At 68.9% G+C, this 26,921-nt stretch carries 28 protein-coding genes; 21 read left to right on the top strand and 7 right to left on the bottom strand.

The genetic code is table 11. The features are described 5' to 3' along the window. Positions 1 to 104: 104 nt before the first annotated feature. The 10 genes from HALDL1_16410 to HALDL1_16455 all read left to right on the top strand — a co-directional run bounded on the left by HALDL1_16410 (position 105) and on the right by HALDL1_16455 (position 11,980). On the top strand, positions 105 to 1,118 hold the full coding sequence (locus HALDL1_16410) for a peptide ABC transporter permease (GenBank protein AHG05006.1): 1,014 nt from the start codon (positions 105 to 107) through the stop codon (positions 1,116 to 1,118). A gap of 2 nt (positions 1,119 to 1,120) precedes the next feature. Next, positions 1,121 to 2,611 (top strand): peptide ABC transporter permease, encoded by a 1,491-nt coding sequence (locus HALDL1_16415; GenBank protein AHG05007.1) that lies wholly within the window; start codon positions 1,121 to 1,123, stop codon positions 2,609 to 2,611. Next, positions 2,611 to 3,696: an ABC transporter ATP-binding protein gene (locus HALDL1_16420; protein ID AHG05008.1), complete on the top strand. Its 1,086-nt coding sequence runs from the start codon at positions 2,611 to 2,613 to the stop codon at positions 3,694 to 3,696. The genes HALDL1_16415 and HALDL1_16420 overlap by 1 nt, the downstream gene beginning before the upstream one ends. Continuing rightward, positions 3,693 to 5,042 carry a peptide ABC transporter ATP-binding protein gene (locus tag HALDL1_16425; GenBank protein AHG05009.1) on the top strand — a complete coding sequence of 450 codons (1,350 nt, stop codon included), beginning with the start codon at positions 3,693 to 3,695 and terminating at the stop codon, positions 5,040 to 5,042. The genes HALDL1_16420 and HALDL1_16425 overlap by 4 nt, the downstream gene beginning before the upstream one ends. Position 5,043: 1 nt before the next feature. Beyond that, positions 5,044 to 5,547: a hypothetical protein gene (locus HALDL1_16430; protein ID AHG05010.1), complete on the top strand. Its 504-nt coding sequence runs from the start codon at positions 5,044 to 5,046 to the stop codon at positions 5,545 to 5,547. Positions 5,548 to 5,678: 131 nt separating this feature from the next. After that, on the top strand, positions 5,679 to 6,272 hold the full coding sequence (locus HALDL1_16435) for a hypothetical protein (protein AHG05011.1): 594 nt from the start codon (positions 5,679 to 5,681) through the stop codon (positions 6,270 to 6,272). Between the two features lie 66 nt (positions 6,273 to 6,338). Beyond that, entirely contained in the window at positions 6,339 to 7,196 is an 858-nt protein-coding gene (locus tag HALDL1_16440; GenBank protein ID AHG05012.1) for a hypothetical protein, read from the top strand. Beyond that, a complete protein-coding gene (locus tag HALDL1_16445; GenBank protein AHG05013.1) occupies positions 7,189 to 8,916 on the top strand; it encodes a glycyl-tRNA synthetease in 1,728 nt (575 codons plus the stop codon). The genes HALDL1_16440 and HALDL1_16445 overlap by 8 nt, the downstream gene beginning before the upstream one ends. After that, the gene (locus HALDL1_16450; GenBank protein ID AHG05014.1) at positions 8,913 to 9,473 is read left to right on the top strand and encodes a dolichol kinase; all 561 of its coding nucleotides are present in this window, start codon (positions 8,913 to 8,915) and stop codon (positions 9,471 to 9,473) included. The genes HALDL1_16445 and HALDL1_16450 overlap by 4 nt, the downstream gene beginning before the upstream one ends. Positions 9,474 to 9,532: 59 nt before the next feature. Further along, positions 9,533 to 11,980, top strand: coding sequence for a Hef nuclease (locus HALDL1_16455; GenBank protein AHG05015.1), 2,448 nt, complete (start codon positions 9,533 to 9,535; stop codon positions 11,978 to 11,980). On the opposite strand, the gene HALDL1_16460 is transcribed toward HALDL1_16455, so the two are convergent. Then, on the bottom strand, positions 11,977 to 12,369 hold the full coding sequence (locus HALDL1_16460) for a universal stress protein UspA (GenBank protein AHG05016.1): 393 nt from the start codon (positions 12,367 to 12,369) through the stop codon (positions 11,977 to 11,979). The genes HALDL1_16455 and HALDL1_16460 overlap by 4 nt on opposite strands. Before the next feature lie 42 nt (positions 12,370 to 12,411). After that, positions 12,412 to 13,056, bottom strand: a complete 645-nt coding sequence (locus HALDL1_16465; GenBank protein ID AHG05017.1) for a hypothetical protein — start codon at positions 13,054 to 13,056, stop codon at positions 12,412 to 12,414. Positions 13,057 to 13,218: 162 nt separating this feature from the next. On the opposite strand from HALDL1_16465, the gene HALDL1_16470 reads away from it, so the two are divergent. After that, complete coding sequence (locus HALDL1_16470; GenBank protein AHG05018.1) at positions 13,219 to 14,133, top strand: malate dehydrogenase; 915 nt, start codon at positions 13,219 to 13,221, stop codon at positions 14,131 to 14,133. 93 nt (positions 14,134 to 14,226) lie between these two features. Continuing rightward, complete coding sequence (locus HALDL1_16475) at positions 14,227 to 14,607, top strand: hypothetical protein (protein AHG05019.1); 381 nt, start codon at positions 14,227 to 14,229, stop codon at positions 14,605 to 14,607. A 28-nt stretch (positions 14,608 to 14,635) separates the two neighbouring features. On the opposite strand, the gene HALDL1_16480 is transcribed toward HALDL1_16475, so the two are convergent. Both HALDL1_16480 and HALDL1_16485 read right to left on the bottom strand, forming a co-directional pair. Then, positions 14,636 to 14,740 (bottom strand): hypothetical protein, encoded by a 105-nt coding sequence (locus tag HALDL1_16480; protein AHG05418.1) that lies wholly within the window; start codon positions 14,738 to 14,740, stop codon positions 14,636 to 14,638. Between the two features lie 82 nt (positions 14,741 to 14,822). Beyond that, on the bottom strand, positions 14,823 to 15,071 hold the full coding sequence (locus HALDL1_16485; protein AHG05020.1) for a ferredoxin: 249 nt from the start codon (positions 15,069 to 15,071) through the stop codon (positions 14,823 to 14,825). Positions 15,072 to 15,193: 122 nt separating this feature from the next. Here HALDL1_16485 and HALDL1_16490 point away from each other — a divergent pair, with 122 nt between their 5' ends. Genes HALDL1_16490 through HALDL1_16500 form a run of 3 tightly spaced genes read left to right on the top strand, consistent with a single transcriptional unit; the run spans position 15,194 to position 18,522 of the window. Further along, on the top strand, positions 15,194 to 15,613 hold the full coding sequence (locus HALDL1_16490) for a hypothetical protein (GenBank protein AHG05419.1): 420 nt from the start codon (positions 15,194 to 15,196) through the stop codon (positions 15,611 to 15,613). A gap of 51 nt (positions 15,614 to 15,664) precedes the next feature. Then, a complete protein-coding gene (locus HALDL1_16495) occupies positions 15,665 to 18,028 on the top strand; it encodes a DEAD/DEAH box helicase (GenBank protein AHG05021.1) in 2,364 nt (787 codons plus the stop codon). Continuing rightward, positions 18,025 to 18,522 carry a KEOPS complex component gene (locus tag HALDL1_16500; GenBank protein ID AHG05022.1) on the top strand — a complete coding sequence of 166 codons (498 nt, stop codon included), beginning with the start codon at positions 18,025 to 18,027 and terminating at the stop codon, positions 18,520 to 18,522. Before HALDL1_16495 ends, HALDL1_16500 begins: the two co-directional genes overlap by 4 nt. A 176-nt stretch (positions 18,523 to 18,698) precedes the next feature. Here the strand turns inward: HALDL1_16500 and HALDL1_16505 are convergent, their stop codons facing one another. From HALDL1_16505 to HALDL1_16515, 3 genes are all read right to left on the bottom strand, one after another. Next, positions 18,699 to 19,082: a hypothetical protein gene (locus HALDL1_16505; protein ID AHG05420.1), complete on the bottom strand. Its 384-nt coding sequence runs from the start codon at positions 19,080 to 19,082 to the stop codon at positions 18,699 to 18,701. A 6-nt stretch (positions 19,083 to 19,088) separates the two neighbouring features. Next, the gene (locus HALDL1_16510; GenBank protein AHG05421.1) at positions 19,089 to 19,226 is read right to left on the bottom strand and encodes a hypothetical protein; all 138 of its coding nucleotides are present in this window, start codon (positions 19,224 to 19,226) and stop codon (positions 19,089 to 19,091) included. Positions 19,227 to 19,304: 78 nt separating this feature from the next. Further along, positions 19,305 to 20,051 carry a hypothetical protein gene (locus HALDL1_16515; GenBank protein ID AHG05422.1) on the bottom strand — a complete coding sequence of 249 codons (747 nt, stop codon included), beginning with the start codon at positions 20,049 to 20,051 and terminating at the stop codon, positions 19,305 to 19,307. Positions 20,052 to 20,325: 274 nt separating this feature from the next. On the opposite strand from HALDL1_16515, the gene HALDL1_16520 reads away from it, so the two are divergent. Genes HALDL1_16520 through HALDL1_16545 form a run of 6 tightly spaced genes read left to right on the top strand, consistent with a single transcriptional unit; the run spans position 20,326 to position 26,908 of the window. After that, a complete protein-coding gene (locus tag HALDL1_16520) occupies positions 20,326 to 20,586 on the top strand; it encodes a hypothetical protein (GenBank protein ID AHG05423.1) in 261 nt (86 codons plus the stop codon). Next, positions 20,583 to 21,158, top strand: coding sequence for a carbon monoxide dehydrogenase (locus HALDL1_16525; GenBank protein AHG05023.1), 576 nt, complete (start codon positions 20,583 to 20,585; stop codon positions 21,156 to 21,158). Before HALDL1_16520 ends, HALDL1_16525 begins: the two co-directional genes overlap by 4 nt. Beyond that, entirely contained in the window at positions 21,155 to 23,605 is a 2,451-nt protein-coding gene (locus HALDL1_16530) for a carbon-monoxide dehydrogenase (GenBank protein ID AHG05024.1), read from the top strand. The genes HALDL1_16525 and HALDL1_16530 overlap by 4 nt, the downstream gene beginning before the upstream one ends. Next, positions 23,605 to 24,492 carry a molybdopterin dehydrogenase gene (locus HALDL1_16535; GenBank protein AHG05025.1) on the top strand — a complete coding sequence of 296 codons (888 nt, stop codon included), beginning with the start codon at positions 23,605 to 23,607 and terminating at the stop codon, positions 24,490 to 24,492. The genes HALDL1_16530 and HALDL1_16535 overlap by 1 nt, the downstream gene beginning before the upstream one ends. A 56-nt stretch (positions 24,493 to 24,548) precedes the next feature. Further along, the gene (locus tag HALDL1_16540; GenBank protein ID AHG05026.1) at positions 24,549 to 25,403 is read left to right on the top strand and encodes an ATP-binding protein; all 855 of its coding nucleotides are present in this window, start codon (positions 24,549 to 24,551) and stop codon (positions 25,401 to 25,403) included. Next, positions 25,400 to 26,908, top strand: coding sequence for an ABC transporter (locus tag HALDL1_16545; GenBank protein ID AHG05027.1), 1,509 nt, complete (start codon positions 25,400 to 25,402; stop codon positions 26,906 to 26,908). Before HALDL1_16540 ends, HALDL1_16545 begins: the two co-directional genes overlap by 4 nt. The last annotated feature ends 13 nt before the right edge of the window (positions 26,909 to 26,921 follow it).

Genomic DNA, 26,921 nt, shown 5'->3' on the forward strand with positions numbered 1-26,921 from the left:
AGACCCTCTAGTCCCCGCGAAACGCAAGAATACGCGACACCGCAAGAGATAAACCGAAAGATTAGACAGATGCAAGCGAGTAACACTATTCGAGGCAGACACCCATGAGCCGGTGGAGCTACTTCGCGAAACGACTCGTACTGTCGATCCCAGTGATACTGTTCGGGACGACGATCACGTTCTTCGTCATCTACGCGGGGCCGATTGACCCCGCGTACGCCATCCTGGGACAGCAAGCAACGGCGGCGCGAGTCGAGGAGATCCACCGACAGCTCGGGATGAACCAGCCGATGTGGGAGCAGTACTTCGACTTCGTCGTGAACATGTTCACGTTCAACCTCGGTAACTCGTGGGTCATCCGGCCCGACTACACGGCCTACGAGGTCATCATGTCCTACGCGCCCCGGACGGTTCTGATGGGCGCGTGGGCGGTCCTGCTGCCGCTGTTCATCGGTATCCCGCTCGGGTTCTACGCCGGGCTGAACCCCAACACGCTGGGCGACTACACGGCATCGTTCAGCGGCATCATCTGGCGCGCGATGCCGAACTTCTGGCTCGCGGTCATCATGCTGATGGTGCTCTCCCAGTCCCAGGATTTCCTCTTCGGCTTCGACTGGGAGAACTTCATCGTGAGCACGGACGTCGCGGGCGCGCCGGAGATGAACAACCTCTGGAACTTCGACAACTTCCTGCGCGCCTCGAAGATGGTGATACCGGCCGCACTCGTCCTCGGCTCCGCGTCGATGGGCAACGAGATGCGTATCGGCCGGACCGCGTTCCTGGAGTCGAAGAACTCCAACTACGTCGAGATGGCGCGCGCGAAGGGGCTCCCGGGCCGCACCATCGTCTGGAAGCACATCTTCCGTAACGCGCTCATCCCGCTGATTCCGGTCATCACCGCTGAGGCCGGCCTGCTCGTCGGCGGCGCCGTGCTCGTCGAGACGGTCTTCGGCATCAACGGCATCGGCTGGCTGTTCTTCACCGCGATGACGTCGGGAGACCTGCCCCTGGCAGGTGCGTTGATGTTCTTCTTCATCCTCCTGATTGTCGGCATCAACATCCTCCAGGACTTCCTCTACACCGTGGTCGACCCACGAGTCGGCTTCGAGGGTAACTGACAATGGCTATCGAAGATCCGAAAAGCGACAGTATCGTCCACCGGATTCGGAAGAACCCGGGTCCAGCAGCCCGATGGGGGGCCGTCGCAGCGGTCCTCCTCGCGGTCGAGTTCGGCGCCCTCTGGGGCGGCATCATGTCCCTCCCGTGGGACGTCCCGTTCGACGTGCTGGGGGACGTCCTCCCGTCGGCCATCGCCGGCGGTATCGCCGGCGTTGCGTCCGTGTTCGCGGACGTCGGCAACTGGCTCGCGGACCTCCCGACGCTGCTGGACCGCGAGCTCATCCCCAACCAGGGGTACGAGCTTCCGGAACAGGGCTGGCAGGGCACGTTCATGGGTCTCGAACCGGCCCACGCCTGGCTGATCCGCGTCGGCGTCGTCTACGCGTACGCGCTGTTCTTCGCGTACTGGCTCTGGCGCGGCTACTTCGTCTTCCGGCGCCACTACCGGTACGCCGACTGGACGCCCGCAGACGACATGATCGACCGGTTCCGCAGCCACAACTGGGGGAAGTTCGGCCTCGTGCTCGTCCTCCTCCTCCTCATCATGGCGATGTTTGCGCCGACGGTGAGTCCGACGAACGCGGACCAGAACCTCAAGAACCCCGCCCAGAACACAGTTACGTACTACGACGAGGACGTCGGCGAGGTGCGGGAGACTAGCGTCACCACGGCGAACCTGTTCTCCTCCTCGAAGGGCGTCACGCAGAACTTCGGCCTCTGGTCGTACGACAACTACGACAGGTTCCACCCGGCCGGGACGATGAGCCAGGCGTCGAACGGGAAGGACCTGTTCACGTTCATGGCGTACGGCGCTCGGGTCTCGATATTCATCGGCGTGTTCGCGGCCATCGTCGCCGGCGGTATCGCGCTGTCGCTGGCGTTACTGACCGCGTACTACCGCGGGCTCTTAGACCTCGTTGCGGTGCTCACAAGCGACGCGTTCTCGGCGATGCCACAGTTGCTCGTGCTCATCATGCTGGTTTCGGTGCTCGCCGACCACTGGATAAGTAGCATCTACAGCGGCGGCTTCCTCATCGCGTTCCTGTTCGGTATCTGGGGGTGGATGGGGCTGTGGCGCGCCGTGCGTGGGCCGGCGTTCCAGGTCGCCCAGAACGAGTGGGTGCTGGCGTCGAAGGGCTTCGGCGAGCGGCCGTGGAACATCGTCCGCAAGCACGTCGCCCCCTACGTCATCGGCTACCTGCTCATCTACCTCTCGATGTCCGTCGGCGGCTACATGATCGGCGCGGCAGGCCTCGCATACCTGGGGATCGGCGTCGAAGCGCCGACCCCGGAGATGGGGCGCGCGATTGCGCGCGGCCAGTCACTCATCACCACGCAGTCCTGGCACATCTCGGTCGTGCCGGGGCTGGCCATCACCGTCCTGGTGCTCGGGTTCAACGCGCTCGGTGACGGCATCCGTGACGCCATCGACCCGAAGACCAGCGGCGACGACGCGGCTGGCGAGGCCGCGGCCGCAGGAGGTGGTGGGTGATGAGTCGAGCCGAGTACGACGACGAGCAGCGCGGCGGTCAGGAGACGCTGCTTCGCGTCGACGACCTGCAGACGGCGTTCTTCACCGACAAGGAGACGATCCGCGCCGTCGACGGCGTGAGCTTCGAGATCAGCCGCGGCGAGTCCGTCGGCATCGTCGGCGAGTCTGGGTCCGGGAAGTCCGTGACCGCCCGCTCCATCATGGGGCTGGTCGACACCCCCGGCCGCATCATCGGCGGTTCGATCGAGTACAAGGGCGAGAACCTCGTCGGGAAGTCCGACGAGCAGTGGCGGCAGTACCGCGGCAGCGAGATTGCGATGGTGTTCCAGGACCCGCTGTCGTCGCTGAACCCCGTCTACACGGTCGGTAACCAGATCAAGGAGGCGCTGCGCCTCCACCAGGGGCTGCGCGGAAAGAAGGCCGACGAGGCGGCCATCGAACTCCTCGAAGACGTCGGTATTCCGGACGCACCCCGGCGCCTGAAGGAGTATCCCCACCAGTTCTCCGGGGGGATGCGCCAGCGCGCGGTCATCGCCGTCGCGCTCGCCTGCGACCCCGACCTGCTCATCTGCGACGAGCCGACGACGGCACTCGACGTCACCATCCAGGCCCAGATCCTGGAGCTGCTCCACGAACTGAAGGACGAACACGACATCGGCATCATGTTCATCACCCACGACATGGGCGTCATCGCGGAGATCAGCGACCGCGTGAACGTGATGTACGCGGGCGAGATGGTGGAGTCTGCACCCGTCGAGGAGCTGTTCGAGAACCCGAAACACCCCTACACGCAGGGGCTGCTGGAGAGCATTCCCAGCAGGAACGAGCGCGGGACGGACCTGCGGACCATCGAGGGCGACGTGCCGACGCCGAACGAGCGGGCGACGTACTGCCGGTTCGCGCCGCGGTGTCCGAAGGCGTTCGACGACTGCGAGCAGGTCCATCCCGTCCAGGTCGAGGTCGAAGAGGGAGTCGACGACCACCGGGCCGCGTGTCTGCTCTACCCGGATGACGTCTCCCAGAACGAGGCCGTGGAGATCCACCGGTCTCGCGAGGACAAGACGAGTTCGGAGGTGTCTGAATGACGTCACTCTACCAGGAGAAACGAGAGCGAGGCGGGAGCACGGTGACCGGCGAGACGCTCGTCGAGGTGAACGACCTGCGGACCTACTACGGGTCGGAGGGCGGGCTGTTCGGCGGCAACCCCGTGAAGGCCGTCGACGGCGTCGACTTCGACATCCAGCACGGCGAGACGCTCGGTCTCGTCGGCGAGTCCGGCTGTGGGAAGTCCACGCTCGGGCGCACGCTGATGCAACTCGAGACCGCGACGAGCGGCGAGGTGCGCTACGACGGCACCGACATCACGTCGCTGTCCGGGAAGAAGCTCAAGGAGTGGCGCCGGAACGTCCAGATGGTGTTCCAGGACCCGGACGGCAGCCTCAACGACCGGATGACGGTCGGCGAGATCATCAAGGAGCCGCTGAACGTCCACGACTGGAAGACTCCCGAGGACCGCCGCGACCGCGTCCGTGAACTGCTGGAGACCGTCGGCCTGAGCGAGGAGCACTACTACCGCTACCCGTTCCAGTTCTCCGGCGGGCAGCGCCAGCGCGTCGGCATCGCCCGCGCGCTCGCGCTCGAGCCGGAGTTCCTCGTGCTCGACGAGCCGGTGAGCGCGCTGGACGTCTCCGTGCAAGCGAAGATCCTGAACCTCCTCGACGACCTGCAGGAGGAGTTCGGGCTGACCTATCTCATCATCGCCCACGACCTCTCGGTCGTCGAGCACATCTGCGACCGCGTCGCCGTGATGTACCTCGGGAAGGTGATGGAGATCGGGCCGGTCGACGACATCTTCGACGACCCGGCGAACCCGTACACGAACTCGCTGCTGTCGGCGATTCCGGAGCCGGACCCGACCATCGAGAAGAAGCGGATGACGCTCCGCGGCACGCCGCCGAGCCCGCGGGACCCGCCGAGCGGCTGCGTGTTCAGCACACGGTGTCCGCTGAAAATCCGCCCGCCCGAGTACGAGGACCTCGACGACGAGGTCTGGGAGGGCGTCGAGATATTCCGGGAGGTACTACGCGAACGCGGCGACCTCTCGAAGGGGGTCAGGGAACGCCTCAAGGACCTGCTCGGGATGGAGACCCGCGGGATGGACACCGAGGAAGTCCTCGAGGAGGCGTTCGAGAACAAGACGGTCCCGAACGAGGTCCAGCAGCACATCGACAGCGCCATCGAGCACGTGCGCCGGGACGACCTCCAGTCCGCCCAGGAGGAGCTCCGCGAGGAGTTCGGCAGCATCTGCGAGCAGGAGATGCCCGAGCAGTACGTGGTCGGTGACAACGGCCGGACGAGTCAGTGCCACCGACACGCGGAGGAGTACCAGGACACCCAGGCGTACATCTCCGACCACGGCTACGAGCGCTGAGATGGTCGACCGCGAGTCGGACGGCGCGGCGCGCGGGTCGACCGGCACGTTCGCACAGCCCGGTGAGTCCGGCGTCGACGACGCCGACCCCGACCGGGTCGCACAATTTTTCGACGCGGTGGCGTACGCGGCCGCGACGACGGTGGTGTTCGGCGTGTTCTCCGGAGTCGTGACGCTCGCAGTCGGCGGGCGGTTCGCGCCCGGCGTGAAGTTCGGCCTGTTCGTCTTCGGCTGGGTCGCGTTCGGCTACGGGACGCTGCTGCTGTGGCCCGAGGCGGCCTGGAAGGACGACGACGACGAGGGGCGCTCGGTCAGCCTCTTCGACCGCGCGGGGGGACCGCCAGACACGGGCTTCCAGCGCTTCGTCCAGCGGCTACCGCCGGCGCGATTCCGGCAGATACCCCACCGTCAGCGGCTCTCGACCGGTTCACGGGTGCTGTTCGCGGCGGTCGGTATGATGGTGACGTCCATCGTCCTCGAGCAGTTCTTCGGCATCGGCCCCTGAACCGCTCCAGTACGTCCGCGACGTACGTCGGCGGTGTCGACCGGCCGACGTCCCTCCGTCGGTGACGGGGCCAGGAGCGGCGAACGCAGTGGCACGGAAGGTTCTTGAAGGCGAGTGGACAACACGCGGCCATGGAAGACCAGCCCACCGAGGAGGAGCCGGCGACGCCCGAGAGCGACGACGCCGAGTTGCGACAGCGAGTCGAGCGGTACTCCGGTGGAACCGAGTCCCTGAAGCGAGCGTGGCAGCAGACCCTCGACGACATGGACGCCATCGCTGAGGAACACCGCGAGGCCGGCCACGACGTCACGGCCATCCCGGCCGTCGAAACCGGCCCCATCGGCCGGGACACGAACGACCCCGACGGCGAGTTCGGGATGGAGTTCGTCGTCGCGGACAACCACGCCGAGGAGTTCGAGGCGGCGTTCGCGGCCGGCGACTACCCCGAGTACGACGTCTACCGGGGCGAGGCGGGCGAGGACGCGTTCGTCGTCGTCGAACTCGTCGACCCGGACGCCGAACGGGCGATTCTGCTGGCCGGCGGCTACCCCATCCGTGACGAGACGATGTGCGCGTTCGCCGCCCGCGAGGAGGACGAGATGTACACGTTCGTCCGCACGCTCGACGGGACGCGGTACGGCGCGTTCCGTCACGAGGGCTACGAGAAGTTCTTCCCGCGTGCGGGGGACCTGCCGGAGGACCCCGAGCAGCTCGGCAACTTCTGAACGGGCGTGTGGACCGGTAACGCGCTGTCGTAGCCTACAAATGCGTGGGGAGAGAATGTCGGCTACATGAACGTCGCAGACGCGATGACCCCCCGGGCCGACGTAGTGACGGTCGAGTTGCCGGGGACGCGGGACGACATTCTCGAGTATCTCCAGGAGCGGGCCTTCTCCTCCGTACCCGTCGTGAAGCCCTCCGAGGACGGCGAGCAGTACCGCGGACTCATCTCCCGGGACGACCTCATCGAACGCCCCGAGGAGGACCAGCTGGCGATGCTGATGCGGGACGCGCCGACCACGACGACGGATGCCACCATCCAGGAGGTGGCGGCGCTGATGCTCCGCGAGGACGCCCGCCGCGTCCCCGTCGTCGAGGACGGCCGCCTGGAGGGTATCGTCACGGTGACCGACGTGGTTCGCGCCATCGCCGACGGCGAGGAGGACGGCGACACTGAGGTCGGCGGACTCGCGCGCCGGGACGTGAACACGACGTACGCGGGCACGCCGCTGACGGTCACGGAGCGCGAGATATCGTTCGCGAACGTTCCGTACTCGGTCGTGCTCGGCGAGGACGGCGAAATGGCCGGCATCGTCACCGAGGTCGACGTCATAGAGGTGGCCCGGGTCGTCGAGGGCGAGGCCAACACCGGCGACTCCATCGCGGACGACGACGACGACTGGAAGTGGGAGTCCATCAAGGCGACCGGGAGCCGCTACCTCCCGACGCGGAACGTCGAGATTCCCGCCGAACCCGTCGAGGAGTTCATGACTCGCGACGTGCTGACGGTGTCGAAGCGCCGCACCGCTCGCGAGGTGGCCCAGCAGATGCTGACCAACGACGTCGAACAGGTGCCGCTGATGTCCGGCGACGAACTCGTCGGCATCGTCCGGGACGTCGACCTGCTCGCGGGGGTGGCCGATGAGTGAGCTAGACGAGCTCGCGCGCCGCCGCGGGTTCTTCTTCCAGGCGAACGAGGCGTACGGTGGCGTCTCCGGGTTCTACACCTACGGCCCGGAGGGCGCGGCGCTGAAGCGCAACGTCGAGGAGACGTGGCGCGACCGCTTCGTCACCCGCGAGGGTAACATGGAGATCGACTCCCCGACGGTGACCCCGGAAGCGGTCTTCGAGGCGTCGGGCCACCTCGACGGCTTCGACGACATGCTCGTGGAGTGCCCGGAGTGTGGTGAGAGCCACCGCGCCGACCACGTCGTCGAGGACAACACCGACGTGGAGGACGCCGAGTCCGTGCCGACCGAGGAGGTCGAGGCGCTCATCGCCGAGCACGACCTCGTCTGCCCTGACTGCGGCGCGTCCCTGGTCGGCCAGCCCGTCGAGGGGTTCAACTTGATGTTCGCGACGAGCATCGGCCCCGGCTCCGGCCAGCCCGGCTACCTCCGGCCGGAGACGGCCCAGGGGATGTTCACGGAGTTCCCGCGCCTGAAGGAGTACGCCCGCAACCAGCTGCCGTTCGGCGCCGCGCAGATCGGCGCGGGCTACCGCAACGAGATCAGCCCGCGGAACGCGCTGCTGCGCGCCCGTGAGTTCACGATGGCGGAACTAGAGTTCTTCGTCGACCCGGAGGGCGAGGGGCCGGACCTCTCGCGGGTCGCGGACGTCGAACTGCCGCTGTACCCCGTCGAGGCCCAGCAGGCCGACGGCGAGGAGTACCTGCGGCTCACGCCCCAGGAGGCCCTCGAGGAGGGCGTCGTACAGGGCGAGTGGGTGGCGTACTTCCTCGCGCGGTCGAAGCAGTGGTTCGAGCGGGTCGGCGTGGACATGGAGCGGTTCCGGTTCCGCCAGCACCTCCCCGGCGAACTCGCCCACTACGCCTCTGATTGCTGGGACGCGGAGGGCGAGGTCGGCGGCGACTGGGTGGAACTGGAAGGCATCGCCTCCCGGACCGACTACGACCTCTCGAAGCACTCGGAGCACGCCGACGACAACTTCACCGTCTTCCAGCAGTACGACGAGCCGAAGACCGTCGAGCGCGCGACCGTCGACCCGGACATGTCCGCGCTGGGCCCGAAGTTCGGCGGCGACGCCGGGGCCGTCGCGGACGCCCTCAAGGCGCTCGCCGAGCGCGACCGCTCGGCGTTCGAGGACGACGAGGTCACCGTCGAGGTCGACGGCGAGGCGTACACGGTTCCGACCGAGCAGACCGGCTTCGCGGTCGAGGAGCAGACCGAGTCCGGCCGCCACATCGTCCCGCACGTGGTCGAACCCGCGTTCGGCGTCGGGCGCGCGGTGTACACGGTGCTCGCGCACAACTACGACGAGGACGAGGTCGAGGGCGAGGAGCGCAGCGTGCTCCGCCTGCCCGCGGAGGTCGCGCCGACGACCGTCGGCGTGTTCCCGCTGATGGACAAGGACGGCCTGGGCGAGACAGCCCGCGACCTGGCGGCGGACCTCCGTGAGGCCGGCGTCGACGTGACCTACGACGACTCCGGGAACATCGGTCGCCGGTACCGCCGGCAGGACGAGGTCGGCACGCCGTACTGCGTCACCGTCGACTACGACAGCCTCGAGGACGGCACGGTGACGCTCCGCGACCGCGACTCGACGGCCCAGACGCGCGTCGAACTGACCGAGCTCACCGAGCTACTGCCGGCGCTGCGCGACGGCGACGTCACCTTCGACGAGCTGTGAGCGAAGTCGGCCGGCGGCTGGTGCACGCCAGCGGTGCGGTGCTCCCGGGCGCGTTCCTCGCGGGCCTGCTCTCCTGGGAGGCCGTGCGCTGGCTGCTGGTCGTCGGCGCCGTCTGCACCGTGGTGCTGGAGGCGCTCCGGCTCTCGGGCTACGTCTCCTGGTGGATATTCGACGCGCTCACCCGCGACTACGAGCAGGACAACCCCGCGGGCTACGCCCTGTACGAACTGTCGTGGACGGCGACCGCGTGGCTGTTCGCGCCCTCCCTCGCCGTGCCCGCGATGCTGATGCTCGCGCTCGCCGACCCCGCCAGTGGCCTGCTCTCCCGCGGGGAACTCGGCGTCAAGCAGGGGTGGGTGCTGCTCGCGACGTTCGGCATCTGTCTGGCCATCGCCAGCCTGCTCGACGTCCCGCTCGTGGCGGGGGTGGCGGGCGCGCTCGTCGCGACGTTCGCGGACGGCGCGACGCCCGTCGTCCGTGGCTACGTCATCGACGACAACGCCACCATTCCCCTCGGCGCGGGCGCGGCGATGTGGGTGGTGCTGGCGGTCCTCTGACTCCACTTTCACCCCGCTACGCGAAGCCTTAACCCCGAGAGCGCCGTACCCCGTTCCGAATGCCGGAGCCCGCGTACGTCGACCACCCGATGCTGGAGCCGGACGTCATCGAAGCCCGCCAGTACCAGCTCCAGCTCGCGGCGGCAGCGCGGCAGGACCACACACTCGTCTGCCTCCCGACAGGCCTCGGGAAGACGACGGTGAGCCTGCTGGTGACCGCCTACCGCCTCGCCGACGACATCGGCGCGAAGTCGCTGTTGCTCGCGCCCACGAAGCCGCTAGTCGAACAGCACGCCACGTTCTACCGCGAGGCGCTGACGATTCCCGACGACGAGATCGTCGTGTTCACCGGGGAAACGCGGCCGGACGACCGCGAGGAACAGTGGTCGAGCGCCCGCGTCGTCGTCGCCACCCCCCAGGTCGTCGAGAACGACCTCGTGGGCGGGCGAATCAGCCTGCGGGACGTGGTCCACTGCACGTTCGACGAGTGCCACCGCGCGACCGGCGACTACGCGTACACGTACATCGCCGAGCGCTACCACGCCGACGCCGCGGACCCGCTCGTCACCGGGATGAGCGCCTCACCGGGCGGCAACGAGGAGGACATCCGCACGGTCTGCGAGAACCTCGGCGTGGCGAACGTCGAAGTGATGACCGAGGACGACGCCGACGTCGGCGAGCACACCTACGACACGGACGTCCAGTGGGAGCGCATCGAACTCCCAGAGCAGGTCATCGAGGTTCGGGACGCCATCAACGAGGTCATCGAGGACCGCCTGGAGAAACTCCGGGACCTGGGCGTCACGCGGGCGTCGAGCCCGGACGTCTCCCAGAAGGACCTGAACAAGATCCGCGCGCGACTCCAGGAGCTCATCGACAACGACGACAGCGAGGGCTACCAGGGGATGAGCGTCCACGCCGAGGTGATGAAGCTCCGTCGGGCGGTCGAGCTCGTGGAGACCCAGAGCGTCGAATCGGTACGGCGATACTTCGAGCGCCAGCGCAACGCCGCCCGCTCGTCGGGCGCGTCGAAGGCGAGCCAGCGCCTCGTGAGCGAACCCAAGGTCAAGGAGGCGATGCGGAAGGCCGACGAGTTCGACGGCCTCCACCCGAAGTTCCGGCGCGCCAGGATGTTGCTCGCGGAGACGCTGGGCATCGAGGAGGGCGAGCGCGTCATCGTCTTCACCGAGTCCCGGGACACCGCCGAAGCTCTGACGGAGTTCCTCGGCCAGCACTTCGACACCCGGCGGTTCGTCGGCCAGGGCGACGCCGACGGCAGCGACGGGATGACCCAGAAGGAACAGCGCGAGACCCTCGACGAGTTCCGGAGCGGGGAGTTCGAGGTGCTCGTCTCGACCTCGGTCGCCGAGGAGGGCCTGGACGTGCCGGAGGTCGACCTCGTGCTGTTCTTCGAACCCGTGCCGACCGCGATTCGCTCCGTCCAGCGGAAGGGCCGCACCGGCCGCCAGACGGAGGGGAAGGTCATCGTGCTGATGGCCGAGGACACCCGCGACGAGGCGTACTTCTGGATCTCGCGGCGTCGCGAACAGGAGATGGAGGACGAACTCCGCTCGCTGAAGGGCGTCGCGGACGAACTGGCCGGCGACCTGGGTGAGGACCAGCGGGCTCTGGACGAGTACGGCGACGAGGACGCCGGTAGCGAGGCTGGCGACGCCGACACTGCGAGTGCGGAAGCGAACGCCACCGCGGACGGCGGCGAGAGCGAGGGCTCGACGACCGACCAGCAGGCGGGCCTCGCGGACTTCGACGCCCCGGACCCGGCGGACGTGGAGGGCGGCGACGAACCCGAAGACGGCGTGACGGCGCGAGCGTCGAGCGACGACGGGGAGACCGTGGAGGTGGTCGTCGACCAGCGAGAACTCGACAGTAACATCGCCCGCGACCTCTCGAAGCGCGAGAACGTGGAGACGCGCCTGGAGACACTCTCCGTGGGTGACTACGTCCTCTCGGACCGCGTGGCCGTCGAGCGGAAGACCCACGGCGACTTCATGGACACGCTGCTGGGCGGCGACCGGTCGCTGTTCGAGCAGGCCAAGGACCTCACGCGCCACTACACGCGGCCTGTCCTGCTGCTGGAGGGGGACGGTGACCTCTACGCCGAGCGCAACGTCCACCCGAACGCCATCCGGGCGGCGCTGTCCTCGCTGGCGGTGGACTGGGGCGTCAGCGTCGTCCACACGCGCGGTGAGGACGACACCGCGGAGATGATCCGGACCGTCGCTGAGCGCGAACAGCTCGACAACGACCGCGAGGTGAGCGCCCACGGCGAGAAGGCCGCGAAGACGCTCGGCGAGCAACAGGAGTACGTCGTCTCCGCCATCGCCGACATCGGCCCGGTGACGGCGCGCTCGCTGCTCGACGAGTTCGGCAGCGTGGAGGCCGTGATGACCGCGAGCGAGGACGACCTGCTGGACGCGGAGGGCGTCGGGCAGGTGACCGCCGAACGCATCCGCGAAGTCGTCGCGAGCGACTACCGCCCGGATTAGGGGATGACGGTGACAGGGACGCGTTCGGAACGCATCACGGTCTCGGCGGCGCTCCCGAGGATGACGCGCTCGATGGTACCGGAGCCGTGGTGGCCCATGACGACGTGGTCGTAGCCGTGGTCCGCGACGAGGTCGAGGATGTCCTCGCCGACCTGGTCGGCCGGCCGGAACTCGAGGTCGACGTCTGTCGACACCTCCGGGACGGCGTCGACGTTCTGCGCGTCGAGGACGTCCTGTGCGCGGTCCACGATCTCGTCCGTGGCGTCGGTCTCGGTGTCCGTGAAGTGGACGACGTGGATGTTCGCCTCGTAGCGGCGCGCCATCTCCGCAGCGAACTCCAGCGCGCGGAAGCTACAGTCCGACCCGTCGACGGGAACGAGGATCTCCATGGTCGAACGTGCGGGCGCGCCCGGCAAATCAGTTCTGCCCGGCTACCGGAGCGCGGCGAGCGCTTCGGCGGCCTCGCGGGCGGCCTCGAGGTACTCGCGGGCGGTGCGCGGGTCGTCGGCGGCCGCGGCCCGGCGCGCCAGCGCCGAGATGGAGGACTCCAGCGCGTCGGCCGCTTCGCCGGACGGCGCCGTCCCACGGGAGCGCTCGGGTCGTTCGGACTGCGGTTCCTGACCCCGCTCCGTGACGGCATCCCGCGAGCGCTGCTGGTTGCGGGTCTCGGGCGCGTGCTGGCCGCCCGACTTCGACGGCGGTGCCCGTCGGTCGGCAGTCCGCGCCGCGTCCGGCTGGTCCGACTGGGACGCCCGGGCCGCCTCGTCGGTGGATGGTGCGTCGACAGGGGTGTCGGCTGTCTGCTCGGCGGGGGCATCCCGCTGGGCACTGTCGGCCTGCTCCTGGGTCTGGGCCTGTTCGGCCTCGTGCTGGCAGTTCGGGCAGAACGATTCGCCGTCGTACCGGAAGACGGGCGTCCCGCAGCGGTCGCAGTGCTGGTTGGTCATCGTCGCGCCCTGCAGTAGCAGTTCGCTCATCCGGGCGGTCGCCTCCCGGTCCTCGCGCTCGTCCTCGTACTTCTGACGGAGTTCCTCCCGCACGGCCTCCTCGTCGAAGCCGTCGTCCGTGTCGCTCATAGGCAGGGAATAGGGCGCGGCGGCGAAAAGCCTGCGGGAAGACGAGTTCGTCGTCCGTCGAATCTTCGTTCGGCGTCTGTCGGTAGCGAAAGTGGGCGGTACGGGCACTCAGTTGGCGCTATCGAAGCGCTTAACGGCCTGCCCGGTGCCTGTTTACGTGATATGACGAAAGTCAGCATCGTGGGGGCCGCCGGCACCGTCGGCGCCGCCGCAGGCTACAATCTCGCGCTCCGCGACGTTGCCGACGAACTCGTGTTCGTGGACATCCCGGACAAGGAAGACGAGACCATCGGGCAGGCCGCGGACGCCAACCACGGCGTCGCCTACGACTCGAACACCGAGGTCTACCAGGGGTCCTACGAGGACACCGCGGGCTCCGACGTCGTCGTCATCACGGCGGGTATCCCGCGCCAGCCGGGCCAGACCCGCATCGACCTCGCGGGCGACAACGCCCCCATCATGGAGGACATCGGCTCCTCCATCGCCGAGCACAACGACGACTTCGTCACCGTCACGACGTCGAACCCCGTCGACCTGCTCAACCGCCACCTCTACGAGACGGGCGACCGCGACCGCAACAAGGTCGTCGGCTTCGGCGGCCGCCTCGACTCCGCGCGGTTCCGCTACGTGCTCGGCCAGCGCTTCGACGCGCCCGTCCAGAACGTCGAGGCGTCCATCCTCGGCGAGCACGGCGACGCCCAGGTTCCCGTCTTCTCGAAGGTTCGCGTGAACGGCGCGGACCCCGAGTTCAGCGACGACGAGAAGGTCGAGATTCTCGACGAACTGAAGACGTCCGCGATGAACGTCATCGAGAAGAAGGGCGCGACCCAGTGGGGCCCGGCGACGGGCGTCGCCCACATGGTCGAGGCCATCCTCCACGATACGGGCGAGGTGCTCCCCGGCTCCGTCGTCCTCGACGGCGAGTTCGGCCTCGACGACGTCGGCCTCGGCGTCCCCGTGAAGCTCGGCTCGAACGGCGTCGAGGAGGTCGTCGAGTGGGACCTCACGGAGTACGAGCGCGACCAGCTCGGCGAGGCCGCCGAGAAGCTCTCCGAGCAGTACGACAAGATCTCGTAGCGCGCTGGCCGACTGCAGGGAGACCACGGACTGAGCGAGCACGGAGTGAATTCGAGCCGCGGTTTTTTCTCCTCTGGGCGCGATTCGGGTGGTATGCGACAACTCGTCAGCTCCGGCAACGACTGGGAGGACCGCGTCGGCTACTCGCGAGCGGTCCGCGCGGGCGACCAGGTCCACGTCTCCGGGACGACCGCAGTCGAGGACGGCGAGGTGGTCGCGCCGGGCGACCCCTACGAGCAGACCAAGCACGCCATCGACATCGTCGCGGACGCCCTCCGCGAGGCGGACGCATCGCTGTCGGACGTCGTTCGCACGCGCCTGTTCCTCACGGACGTCGACGACTGGGAGGCCGTGGGCCGCGCTCACGAGGAAGCCTTCGGTGGCGTGCGCCCGGCTACCACGGTGGTCGAGGTGAGCCGTCTCCTCGACGACGACCTGGTGGTCGAAGTCGAGGCTACCGCTGTCTGCGAGTAGTCAGGGCAGCGGTGGGTGTCTCCGGGTGTTACGACGGCGAAACCTCGCGCTGGAGTTCGGCGGTCTCGTCCGCCTCGGCCTCCTCGTCGTCGGACTCCGCCCAGACCGGTACCTCCTCCCATGGATGGCACATGCTACCAAGGCGTACAACTCGCTGGGACATGAATGTTCGGGGCCGCTCTGGCCGCATTCCGGCGCGTCCATGGCCGCCGCAGTCAGGGAATCAGCTGCTCGCCGTCGTCGTCGTACACCGTGATGGCGTCGACGGGGCACGCCCGCGCCGCGAACTTCGCGTCCAGTTCCGCGTCCTCGGGCACTTCTCGGGAGAAGACGTCCTCCTCGGTCTCCTCGCCGTCTTTCAGGACGGCTTTCCCGGCGTCCATGTCCTTCTCGAAGCCCTCCTCCCACTCCGCGACGCACTGGAACATCCCGATACAGGTGTCCCGGTCGAACTCGATTCGCATAGTCGTCTCTGGCAGCCCTGGGGGTAAATCGTTGCCGGGGTCAGGGGAGACAGGTAGTGGTCGGACACCGACGCTCCTCATCGGCACAAAACTCATCATGTCCCCAACGAGTATCGCAGGCAGTGGAGTCGAGCGTGCACAGACGAACCCTCCTCGGAGACGACCCGGCGACAGTAGCAGAAATCGTCGGCCTCGTAGCGGTACTGTCGGCCGTCCAGTTCGGCATCTACGCGCTGTACCAGGACTCGGCACTGGCGTTCTTCGGCCTGGGCGCACCGTTCTTTCTCTTCGTTCTGGTCTTGCTCAGCGGGTGGGTGGAACTCCGGACAAATGCGCTGCTGCTGGCGGCCCTGCTCCCCGTACTCCCCGTCTACGTCCACTTCGTCCACTACTTCCAGGTCGGCCAGAGTAGTGGTGCTCCGTACCCGCAAGCCGCCGTCGAGGCAGTGCCGTTCGGTGTCGGTGTTGGGGTCCTAGTCGGCGTTGTCGGTGTCGTCGTCGCAAACCTCGCCCGGCAGTATCGGGACTATCTTGTCGACTGACGCTCGCCCACCCCGACAGTTTAAACCGCGGGACGCGCCTACCTCGGCCCAATGAACGTCGCGGACATCTCGGGGCTGCCCGAGGGGGTGGCAGCACACCTCGAGAGCGAGGGCATCGAGGAGCTCTACCCCCCGCAGGCGGCGGCCGTGGAGGCCGGCGCCACCGAGGGCCGGAGCCTCGTCGCGAGCGTGCCGACCGCGAGCGGGAAGACCCTCATCGCGGAACTGGCGATGCTGTCGGCCATCGAGCGCGGCGGCACGGCGCTGTACATCGTGCCGCTGCGGGCGCTGGCCGGCGAAAAGGCCACCGAGTTCGAGGCCTTCGAGCAGTTCGGCATCTCCGTGGGAGTCTCGACGGGGAACTACCAGAGCGACGGCGAGCGGCTCTCGGACAACGACATCGTCGTCGCCACCTCCGAGAAGGTCGACTCGCTCGTGCGCAACGGCGCGGGCTGGATCGACGACCTGGCCTGCGTGGTCGCCGACGAGGTCCACCTCGTGGACGACGAACACCGCGGCCCGACCCTGGAGGTGACACTCGCGAAACTCCGACAGCGCGTGACCGACCTCCAGGTCGTGGCGCTGTCGGCGACGGTCGGGAACGCCGGCGAGATAGCCGACTGGCTGGACGCCGAACTGGTCGACACCGACTGGCGGCCCATCGACCTCCGGACGGGCGTCCACTACGGGCAGGCGGTCCACTACGACGACGGTACCCAGGAGGAGCTCTCGGTGGGGTCGGGGAGCCAGACCGCGGCCGTCGTCGCGGACACGCTGAAAGACGACGGCTCGACGCTCGTCTTCGTGAACTCGCGGCGGAACGCCGAAGCAGCGGCCCGCCGGCTCTCGGACGTGACGAAGGGGTCGCTGGACGCAGACCAGCGCGAGCGCCTCCGCGAGGTGGCCGAGGAGATACGCGGCGTCAGCGACACGGAGACCAGCGACGACCTGGCCGACGCCGTGGCGAAGGGCGCGGCGTTCCACCACGCCGGCCTCGCCCGCGAGCACCGCGAACTCGTCGAGGACGCGTTCCGCGAGCGCCTCATCCGCGTGGTCGCAGCGACGCCGACGCTCGCGGCGGGCGTGAACACGCCCTCGCGGCGGGTCGTCGTGCGGGACTGGCAGCGCTACGACGGCACCGCGGGCGGGATGCAGCCCCTCTCGGTGCTCGAAGTGCACCAGATGTTCGGGCGCGCGGGCCGCCCGGGCCTCGACCCGTACGGTGAGGCCGTCCTCTTGGCGAACGGCCACGACGAACTGGAGGAGCTGTTCGACCGCTACATCTACGCGGACCCCGACCCCGTGCGCTCGAAGCTCGCGGCCGAGCCGGCGCTCCGGACGCACGTGCTGGCGGCCGTCGCCACGGGCTTCACCACCACCGAGGAGGCGCTCCACGAGTTCCTCGGAGAGACGCTGTACGCCGCCCAGACAGACGACCCCGGCCGACTGGAGAGCGTCGCGCGGGACGTGCTCGCCTACCTCGAGGCCAACGAGTTCGTCGAACGCGAGAACGGCGCGCTGCGCGCGACCACCACTGGCCACCTCGTGAGCCAGCTCTACGTCGACCCGATGAGCGCCGCGACGCTCGTCGACGGACTGCGCGATGCAGCGCGAGCGGCGGCGAGCGGGGCCGCGAACGAGGCGAGCGACGACGACGCGGGCAGTGCGGGCGGCAGTGACCCCTTCCAGACGGCCAGCGACCTCCAGACCGAGACCGAGCCGATTCCCGAGGACGCGGACGTCGACGTGGAGTTGACGCCGCTCGGTCTCTACCACCTCGTGAGCCGGACGCCGGACATGTACGAGCTCTACCTCCGGTCGGGCGACCGCGAGCAGTACACAGAGCTGGCCTACGAGGTCGAGGAGCAGCTACTCGGGCCGGCGCCCCGCGAGGAGGAGGCCCACTGGGAGGACTGGCTGTCGGCGCTGAAGACCGCGAAGCTCCTCGACGACTGGGCCTCCGAACTCGACGAGGACCGCATCGCGGAGCGCTACGGCGTCGGGCCTGGCGACATCCGCGGGAAGGTCGAGACGGCGGAGTGGCTGCTGAACGCGACCGAGCGGCTCGCCGCCGACATCGGCGTGGGCGCCACCGCGGTCCGGGAGGCCCGCAAGCGCGTGCAGTACGGCGTCCGCGAGGAACTGCTGGACCTCGCGGGCGTCCGGGACGTCGGCCGGAAGCGCGCGCGGCGGCTGTACGAGGCGGGCATCGAGACGCGAGCGGACCTCCGGAACGCCGAGAAGAGCGTCGTGCTCGGCGCGGTCCGGGGGCGCCGGAAGACGGCCGAGCGCATCCTGGAGAACGTCGGCCACCCGAACCCGGACCTGACGGACGTCGACGCGGACGCCGACACGGTCGCCGCGGTCGAGGAGAGCGAGCGCGACGGACAGGCGAACCTGGGGGACTTCTCGTGAGGGTCGTCGAGGGCGTCGCGACTGTCGAGGACGTGGACGGGTTCGTCGCCACCCTCGGCGATATCGGCGACGAGCACGACTGTGCGGTGCAGGCGTTCGACGCCGACTACGTCGCGGACCGCGCGCACCTCGAGGCCGCCGTCGCGCACGCGAACCGCGCGTTCGAGCGCGACGAGAACGTCGCCACCGACCGCGCGGTCGAGATACTGTTGTACGCAGCGGGCCGACGACAGATTCGGCGGGCGCTGGCGATGGGCGTCGACGAGGGCGAGAGCGCCGTGGTCGTCGTGGTCGACAGCGAGCCCCTGCAAGACGGCGACGAGGCGGCGGCCGCGAGCGCGGTGGCCGACCTGCTCGACGAGCGGGCGACCCTCGGCGGCGACCCGACGACGCTGTGGGAGTTCTTCGACGTGAGCGACGCCGAGCGAGCGGTCGTCGACGACCTCTCGGGGGTCGTCCGGGAGCGCGTGGCGCTGCTCGACGTCGAGAAGTGAGGCGTGTTCGCACACCCCGTTCCAGTTGAAACGAAGGGGTTGCGTCCCGGCGCAACCCCCCGATTTCGCGTTCTAGAAGGTGGTTCCGGGGTGACACCGGCCGTGAGCCGTCTGTGAGTTCTCCAGTTGAAACGGCGCCCGCGGAGGACTGACGAGCGTCAGACAACCAGCAGACGCTACGCGAACAGGACGTCGGCGACGGTGTCGCGGTCGTAGCGAGCCTCGCAGTCGGGGTCGCCACAGGAGTAGTCGTCGCCCCGGAGGTTCTGCATCCCACCGTGGCCGCAGGGGAGCGTGCGGCGCTCACTGCGTATCTCGCGGGCGACCTCGTAGGCGCCGGGGTCGGTGCGGTAGACGTTCGGCCCGCCGTCGGAGCGGGACACCGCCTCGACGATGCCGTGCTCCCGGAACCGCCGGAAGATGCGGCGGACCTCCTCGGGGAGCTCCGAGAGTTCGTACGTCTCGGCGGGCGACGGGAGGCGAGCGGTCGCGTCCGGGTTGCCGTTGAGGACGCTCCGGGTGCCGTTCGCCACCGAGTTCGCGCGGGGGTCTATCGACACGCCCGTTCACCCCCGGAGGTCGGTCGGCTCGTAGTGCGCGTCGCAGCTGCGGCAGTAGTACCGGCCGTCCCGGAGGCGCCGCAAGCGCGTGTGGCCGCGAGGGCACTTGACGCGCCAGCCCGCGTCGGCGTAGTTCTCATCCATCAGTCACCTGTCTCAACGAACGCCCGTTCGCCCCATATACCGCATCCTGCCGCGGGGTGAAAGTGAAAGTGGACCGCGTCAGGCCAGCGAGAAGACGAACAGCACGACGGCCGTGACGCCGGCCGCGGTGGCGGCGCCACCGAACGAACTACCGTGGCTCTCGCGGATGCCGTGTGTCCAGATGTACGCCTGCCACGTGACCCCGACGAGCGAGCCGAGCACGCCGAGCAAACCACGGGACGTGCTCGCGATTCGACGGAGCTGGTCTGCCAGCAGTTCGGGGTCGCTCGCGAACTCGACGCCGTTGAACGCCAGGACGATTCCCGCGAGTCCGAGCAGCGTCGACGCGAGCTGTGCGGGGGTCGCCCAGCCGGTGACCGCGAGCGTGGCGGCGAAGGACCCGCTTCCGTCCGTGAACGCGGAGACCGCGTGGAGGCCGACGCTGACCAGCAGCCAGCCGACGTACGTCCCGACGAAGACGAGGGGAATCCGGCCGTACACCGCGGACTGCAGCTTCGACCCGACGGACACCTGCTTCGTCTGCGGTTCGTCGATGGTGCAGGCCTCGGGGAGCGGACCCTCCATCTCCGCGTAGTTCTGGCAGACCAACTCCGGCCACGGCTCGAGGGTCGTCACCGTCACCGTGGCGTCGACCCGTGACGCCAAAAACGCGCCGAGCACGAGGAGCACGAGACTGCTGACCACTGCGACCGCGGAGACCGCGACGACTGCCCCGGCGAGGGAGTCCCCCGGAGGGTTGCGCTCGAAGAACGTCGCCGGGTCAGTCAGCACTGTCTGGAGGGCGTGGAGGGCGGATCGGACCATCGGACTGTCCGCGGATAGACGCACGGCAGGTATCAGTTTTCTGTCTTCGAGCGGTGAGAAGAAGTGGAGGTGGTTGGGAAACGGCGACCGGTATAGCTGGTCGTCCCCGGCCGTCCGGCGGTAACTGTCGCTTAACTCGTTACGCGAGTTCGAGCCCGTAACGGGTTCTCTTCACTTTTTCCAGCCGGTTCCTGTCCCACACGAACACTTTTGCACTCGTAGACAGACGTTACCACGAGGGTTGTTCACACCCATCAACAGGTGACTGGCCACGATGGAATGCAACGGTACGTTCGAGCTAGACGACACGACCACCGAGGAGGAGTGGCTCGCCCTCCCGGACCCCGTGCTCGTGGCGGCCGCGCTCCCGGGCTGCGAGTTCCTCGCCGAAGTCGAAGAGGAGAACGTCGACTTCGACGCACTCCGGGAAGTCCACGGCGACCGCGACCTGGAGATGGCCGACGGAGACGGGGAGAGATACCACAGGAGCCTCACTGACCGGCTTCTCGGCCGGTCGAGGGGAGACAAGATATGACGACACACGACATCACGCTGACGGTGAACGGTACGGACCACGACCTCACGGTCGAGTCTCGAACTCTGCTCGTACACGCGCTCCGTGACGAACTCGGCTACACGGGCACGAACGTCGGTTGCGAGAGTAGCCTCTGTGGGGCGTGCACGGTGCGCCTCGACGGCGACGCGGTGAAGTCCTGTACGGCGCTCGCCGTGCAGGCCGACGGCGCGGAGATACAGACCGTCGAGGGGCTCTCGACGGGCGGCGACCTCCACCCGATACAGCAGGGGTTCCAGGAGGAACACGGCCTGCAGTGTGGCTACTGCACGCCGGGGATGATGCTCTCCGCGGCGGACCTCCTGGAGGAGAACCCGGACCCCGACCGCGAAGAGGTCCGGGAGGCTCTCGAGGGGAACCTCTGTCGCTGCACGGGCTACCAGAACATCGTGAACGCGGTCCAGAACGCCGCCGAGCAGATGGGAACGACCGGCGGTGACGCGGCGGCGGACGACGTCGCCGCGGCCGACGGCGGGAGAGAGTTGGACCTGACAGCGGACTATCCGACCGACGATGGGGGTGATTCGGAATGACCATCGACTCCGTCGACCCGGACGACGTCGACGCCGCGGACATCCTCGGGTCGGCCATCGAGCGCCGCGAGGACCCCTCGCTCATCACGGGCGACGCCGAGTACACGGACGACATCGAACTGCCAAACACGGCGCACATGGCTATCCTCAGGAGCCGGTACGCCCACGCCGACATCGAGGACGTCGACACGAGCGGCGCCGAGGAGATGGACGGTGTCATCGGCGCGTACACGCACGAGGACCTGGCCCGGGATGACACACCGGGGAACCTCCCGTTCATGCTACCGGTGGCGTGGCTGCTGCCGAGCCTGAACGACGTCGACCACCCGATACTCGCGGACGGTCGGGTGCGCTACCAGGGCGACGCCATCGCGGTGGTCGTCGCCGAGGAGCGCTACCTCGCCCACGACGCACTCGACGAGGTCGACGTCGACTACGAGCGCCGGGAGGCGGTGACAGGTCCGGGCGAGGCGCTCGCGGACGACGCGCCCGGACTCCACGACGACGCCGAGGGCAACGTCGCCCTCGACTGGGAGATCGGCGACGCGGAGAAGACCGACGAGGCGTTCGCGGACGCCGACCGCGTCGTGGAGTTCGAGGCGGACAACCAGCTCCTCATCCCGAACGCGATGGAACCCCGGGCAGCGGTGGCCGACTACACGCCCGGTGACGACGAGCTGGAGGTGTTCATGACGACCCAGAACCCCCACGTCCACCGGCTCCTCATGTCGGGCGTGCTCGACCACCCCGAGCACAAGCTCCGCATCAAGGCGCCGGACGTCGGCGGCGGGTTCGGGAGCAAGATCCACCACTACGCCGACGAGGCGCTCGTGGCGTGGACCGCCAAACACCTCGAACGGCCCGTGAAGTGGGTCGCCACGCGCTCGGAGACGTACATGACAGACGCACAGGGCCGCGGCCACGAGACCACCGCCGAACTCGCGGTGAGCGACGACGGCGACATCGAGGGGTTCCGCGTCGACACGCAGGCGAACCTCGGGGCGTACCTCTCGACGTTCGCGCCCGCGGTGCCGACGTACCTCTACGGCACGCTGCTGTCGGGCCAGTACGACATCCCCGCCATCCACTGCTCGGTGGAGGGCGCGTTCACGAACGTCCCGCCGGTCGACGCCTACCGCGGCGCGGGCCGCCCGGAGGCGTCGTTCGTCGTCGAGCGCATGATGCACCTCGCCGCGCGGGAACTCGACATGGACCCAACGGAGTTCCGCCGCCGGAACTTCGTCGACAGCGAGGACTTCCCGTTCGAGACGCAGGTCGCCGTGGTCTACGACAGCGGCGACTACGAGAAGCCGATGCAGGAGGCCAAGGACCTCGTGGACTACGACGAGTTCCGCGAGCGCCAGGAGCAGGCCCGCGAGGAGGGCCGCTATCTCGGCATCGGGTTCTCCTGCTACATCGAGGCGTGTGGGCTCGCCCCCTCGGAGCTGGCGGGGCAGCTCGGCGCACAGGCGGGACTCTGGGAGTCCAGCATCGTGCGCTTCCACCCGTCGGGGACGGTGACGGCGTTCTGTGGCACCTCCGACCACGGGCAGGGCCACGGCACGACGTACGCCCAGATCGTCGCGAACGAACTCGGCGTCCCCTACGACGACGTCGACGTCGTCGAGGGCGACACGGACGAGATTCCCCACGGCATGGGGACGTACGGCTCGCGGAGCGCCGCGGTCGGCGGGAGTTCGCTCGTGAAGAGCGCCGAGAAGGTCGTCGAGAAGGGGAAGCGCATCGCCGCCCACCAGCTCGAGGCCGACCCGGACGACGTCGAGTTCGCCGACGGCGAGTACAGCGTCGCCGGCGCGCCCGACCGCTCGATGGGCATCCAGGACGTCGCCGCGCAGTCCTACCTCGCCCACGACATGCCCGAGGGCGAGGAGCCGGGCCTGGAGGCGACGTCGTTCTACGACCCGGACAACTTCGTCTTCCCGTTCGGCACGCACGTCGCCATCGTGGAGGTCGACCCCGAGTCCGGCGAGATCGAGTTCGAGCGCTACGTCGCGGTCGACGACGTCGGCAACCAGATCAACCCGAAGATCGTGGAGGGGCAGATCCACGGCGGCGTCGCGCAGGGCGTCGGCCAGGCCCTCTACGAGGGCGCCGAGTACGACGAGAACGGCAGCCTCCTGACGGGGTCGATGCAGGACTACGCGGTGCCGAAGGCCGAGCACATCCCCGAGATGGAGACCGAGTCGACGGTGACCCCGAGCCCGCACAACCCGCTCGGCGTGAAGGGCGTCGGGGAGGCGGGCACCATCGCCGCGCCGCAGGCCGTCGTGAACGCCGTCTCGGACGCGCTCGAGCCGTTCGGCGTCGACGGCGTGGAGATGCCGATGACCGAGGAGCGCGTCTGGCGCGCGGTCAACGACCAGGCCACCGCGGACGGCAGCGGGGAGCGCGGGGATGCGGACGCGGACGAGGGGGGTGAGACCTGATGTTCCCAGACGAGTTCGACTACCACGAGGCGGAGTCGGTCGACCACGCGGTCGAACTACTCGGCGAGTACGGCGGCCAGGTGGAACTGCTCGCGGGCGGCCACAGCCTGCTGCCCGCGATGAAGACAGGGCTGTCGAGCCCCGACGTGCTCGTCGACCTCGGCGACGTCGACGAACTCCACGGCGTGCGCGCCGACGGCGACACGCTCTCCATCGGCGCGATGACGCGGTACAGCGACCTCGTCGACTCCGAGGCCGCCCAGGAGCACGCGCCGGCGATGACCGCGGCCGTCGCCGAGGTCGGCGACGCGCAGGTGCGCAACCGAGGAACAGTCGGCGGCAACCTCGCGCACGCCGACCCCGCCTCGGACCTGCCGGGCGCGGCGCTGGCCTCCGACGCCACGCTGGTCGCCCAGGGGCCGGACGGCGAGCGCGAGATTCCCGTCGAGGAGTTCTTCTACGGGATGTACGCCACGGACCTCGCGGAGGACGAGATCCTGAAACGCGTCGACGTCCCCGCCGCGGACGGCGCCGTGGGCGCCTACGCGAAGAAACCGAGTCCGTCCTCCGGGTACGCCATCATCGGCGTCTCAGTGCTGCTGGACGTCGACGACGGCACCGTCGAGAACGCCCGGGTCGGCGCGAACGGCGCGGTCGGCCAGGGCGTCCTGCTGCCGACGGTGGCCGACGCCATCGAGGGCGAGTCCATCGACGACGACAGCGCCGCCGACGCCGCGAGCCGCGCGACCGAGGACGTCGACGAGACGATGCTGATGGACGACCTGCAGGCCTCCGGGGAGTTCCGCGCCCAGCTTCTGGAGCTGTACACCGAGCGCGCGCTGCTCGACGCGGCCGCGGAGGCGTCGGCGCCCGCCGCGGCGGACTGACGCCGCGACCGGCCACACCCCACGCTTATCGGGCGGCGCCGAGTTGTGAGCAGCCAATGCTAACCGTGCGCGACCTCCGGTACACGTACCCCGGCGCGGAGTCGCCGACGCTGCACGGCCTCGACTTCGCCGTCGACGACGGCGAGGTGTTCGGCTTCCTCGGACCGAGTGGCGCCGGGAAGAGCACCACACAGAGGGTGCTCACGGGGCTGTTGACCGACTACGAGGGGTCGGTCCGCGTGTTCGACACGGAGGTGGCGGACTGGGGCGGCGAGCTCTACGAGCGCGTCGGCGTCGCCGACGAGTCCCCCAACCACTACCGGAAACTCACCGGCCGCGAGAACCTCGCGCTGTTCGCGTCACTGCACGATGGGGCCACCGAGGACGCCGACGAACTGCTCTCAATGGTCGGCCTCGCGGACGCCGCCGATCGCCGCGTCGGCGCCTACTCGAAGGGGATGGGGATGCGCCTGAACTTCGTGCGCGCGCTCCTCCACGACCCCGACATCGTCTTCCTCGACGAACCGACCAGCGGCATCGACCCGGGGAACGCCCGCGTCGTGAAGGACGCCATCGCGGGCCTCGCCGACGACGGCAAGACCGTCTTCCTCACCACCCACGACATGACCGTCGCCGACGAGCTCTGCGACCGCGTCGCGTTTCTCGTGGACGGCCGGATGCCGCTCGTCGACGCGCCCGAATCGCTGAAGCGCCAGCACGGCTCCCGGACGCTCGCGGTCACCGTCGAGACGGACGCCGGCACGCGCACGGACCGCTTCGAACTCGACGGCCTGGACGCCGACGCGGCGTTCCAGCGCCTGCTCGCCGACGAGAGAGTCGAGACGATGCACACCGAGGAGGCGACCCTGGAGGACGTCTTCCTCGAAGTCACGGGGGAGCAACTGGCGTGACCGCTCTCTCCCCGGGCCGGTTCGCCCGGAGCGCGCTCGCGGCGATGCTGGCCTGGGACGTCTGCATCCAGGCACGATACGGATTCTACGCCGTCTACGCCGTGGTCACGGGGTTCTACCTGGTCGTGCTCGACGCGCTGCCGGCGTCGCTGGTCGACCGGGCGCTCGTCCTCGTCGTCGTCACCGACACCGCCGTGCTCGGGTTCTACTTCATCGGCGCGCTCGTGCTCATCGAGAAGCGCGAGGGGGTTCTCGACGCGCTGCTCGTCACGCCGCTGGGTTTGCGCGGCTACCTGCTCTCGAAGGCCGCGTCGTTGACGCTGCTGGCGACGCTCGCGTCCGGCGTCGTCGTCGGGTTCACCCACGGGACCCGGGTCGCCGTCGCGCCGCTGCTCGCGGGCGTCGCGCTCACCGCCTCGCTGTTCGTGCTCGTCGGAGTGGCCGCCGTCGCGCGCTTCGACACGGTCAACCGCTACTTCTTCGGCGCGGTCCTCTACGGTGCCGTCCTCTACGCGCCCGTCGCGGGGTTTCTCGGCGTGTTTGACACCGCGGCGTTCGCCCTGCTGCCTCTGGAACCGGCGCTCGTCCTCGTGAATGCCGCGTTCCAGGGAGCGGCGCCGGCGTCCCTCGCTTACGCCGTCGCATATCTGCTCGTGGGGAACGTCGCCGCGTTCCTGCTGGCTCGCCACCAGTTGCAGCGTCACGTCGTCGCGGACGCCGGCGCCGGGACCGACGACTCGCCACGGGAGCCCGGACGGCTGTCCGCCTGGCTGAATGGCCGTGTCGGACCCATCGGCGGCCTCGCGCTCGCAGACGCGCGAAACTGGGTCCGCGACCCGACGCTCCTGCTCGCGGCGTCCGCCCCCCTCGCGCTCGGTGCGCTCTCGCGCGTCGGCCTCCCCCTCGCGAACCGCCAGTACCTCCCAGGCGTCGCGCTCGAACCGTTCTACCCGGTCGCGCTCGCGTTCCTCGTGGGGTTCCCCCCGTACATCTACGGGTTCATCGTCGGGTTCTTCGTCCTCGAAGACCGCGAGCAGGGGACGCTGACCGCGCTCGCCGTCTCCCCGCTGACCGCGCGCGGGTATCTGGTGTACCGCGGCGCGACAGCCTACGCGCTCGGCGTCGTCGGCGTCGTCGTCGCGGTGGCGGTGTTCGGCCTGGAGACGCTAGCGCCGTGGACGTTCGTCGGCGTCGCCGCCGTCGCCGGCCTCGCGGGCCCAGTCAGCACCTTCCTGTTCGCGGCGCTCGCGAGCGACTCGATCGAGGGACTCGCCATCAACAAACTCCTCGCGACGACGGTCGTGGTGCCGGCGCTCGCCATCCTCGCGGTCCCCACGCCACTGGAGTACGCCGCTGGCCTCGTCCCGGTGTACTGGCCGATGAAAGCCGCCGTCCTCGCTGCGACCGGCGGCGGCGCCGCTGCCATCGTGGGGTTGCTCGCAGTCGGCGCTGCGTACCTCGGCGCGTGCGCCGTCGTGCTCGCGCGGCGATTCGCGGCGGCGTAGAACGGCGTCGCTG

Origin of the sequence: Halobacterium sp. DL1, assembly GCA_000230955.3 — an archaeon.
Taxonomy (GTDB): domain Archaea; phylum Halobacteriota; class Halobacteria; order Halobacteriales; family Halobacteriaceae; genus Halobacterium.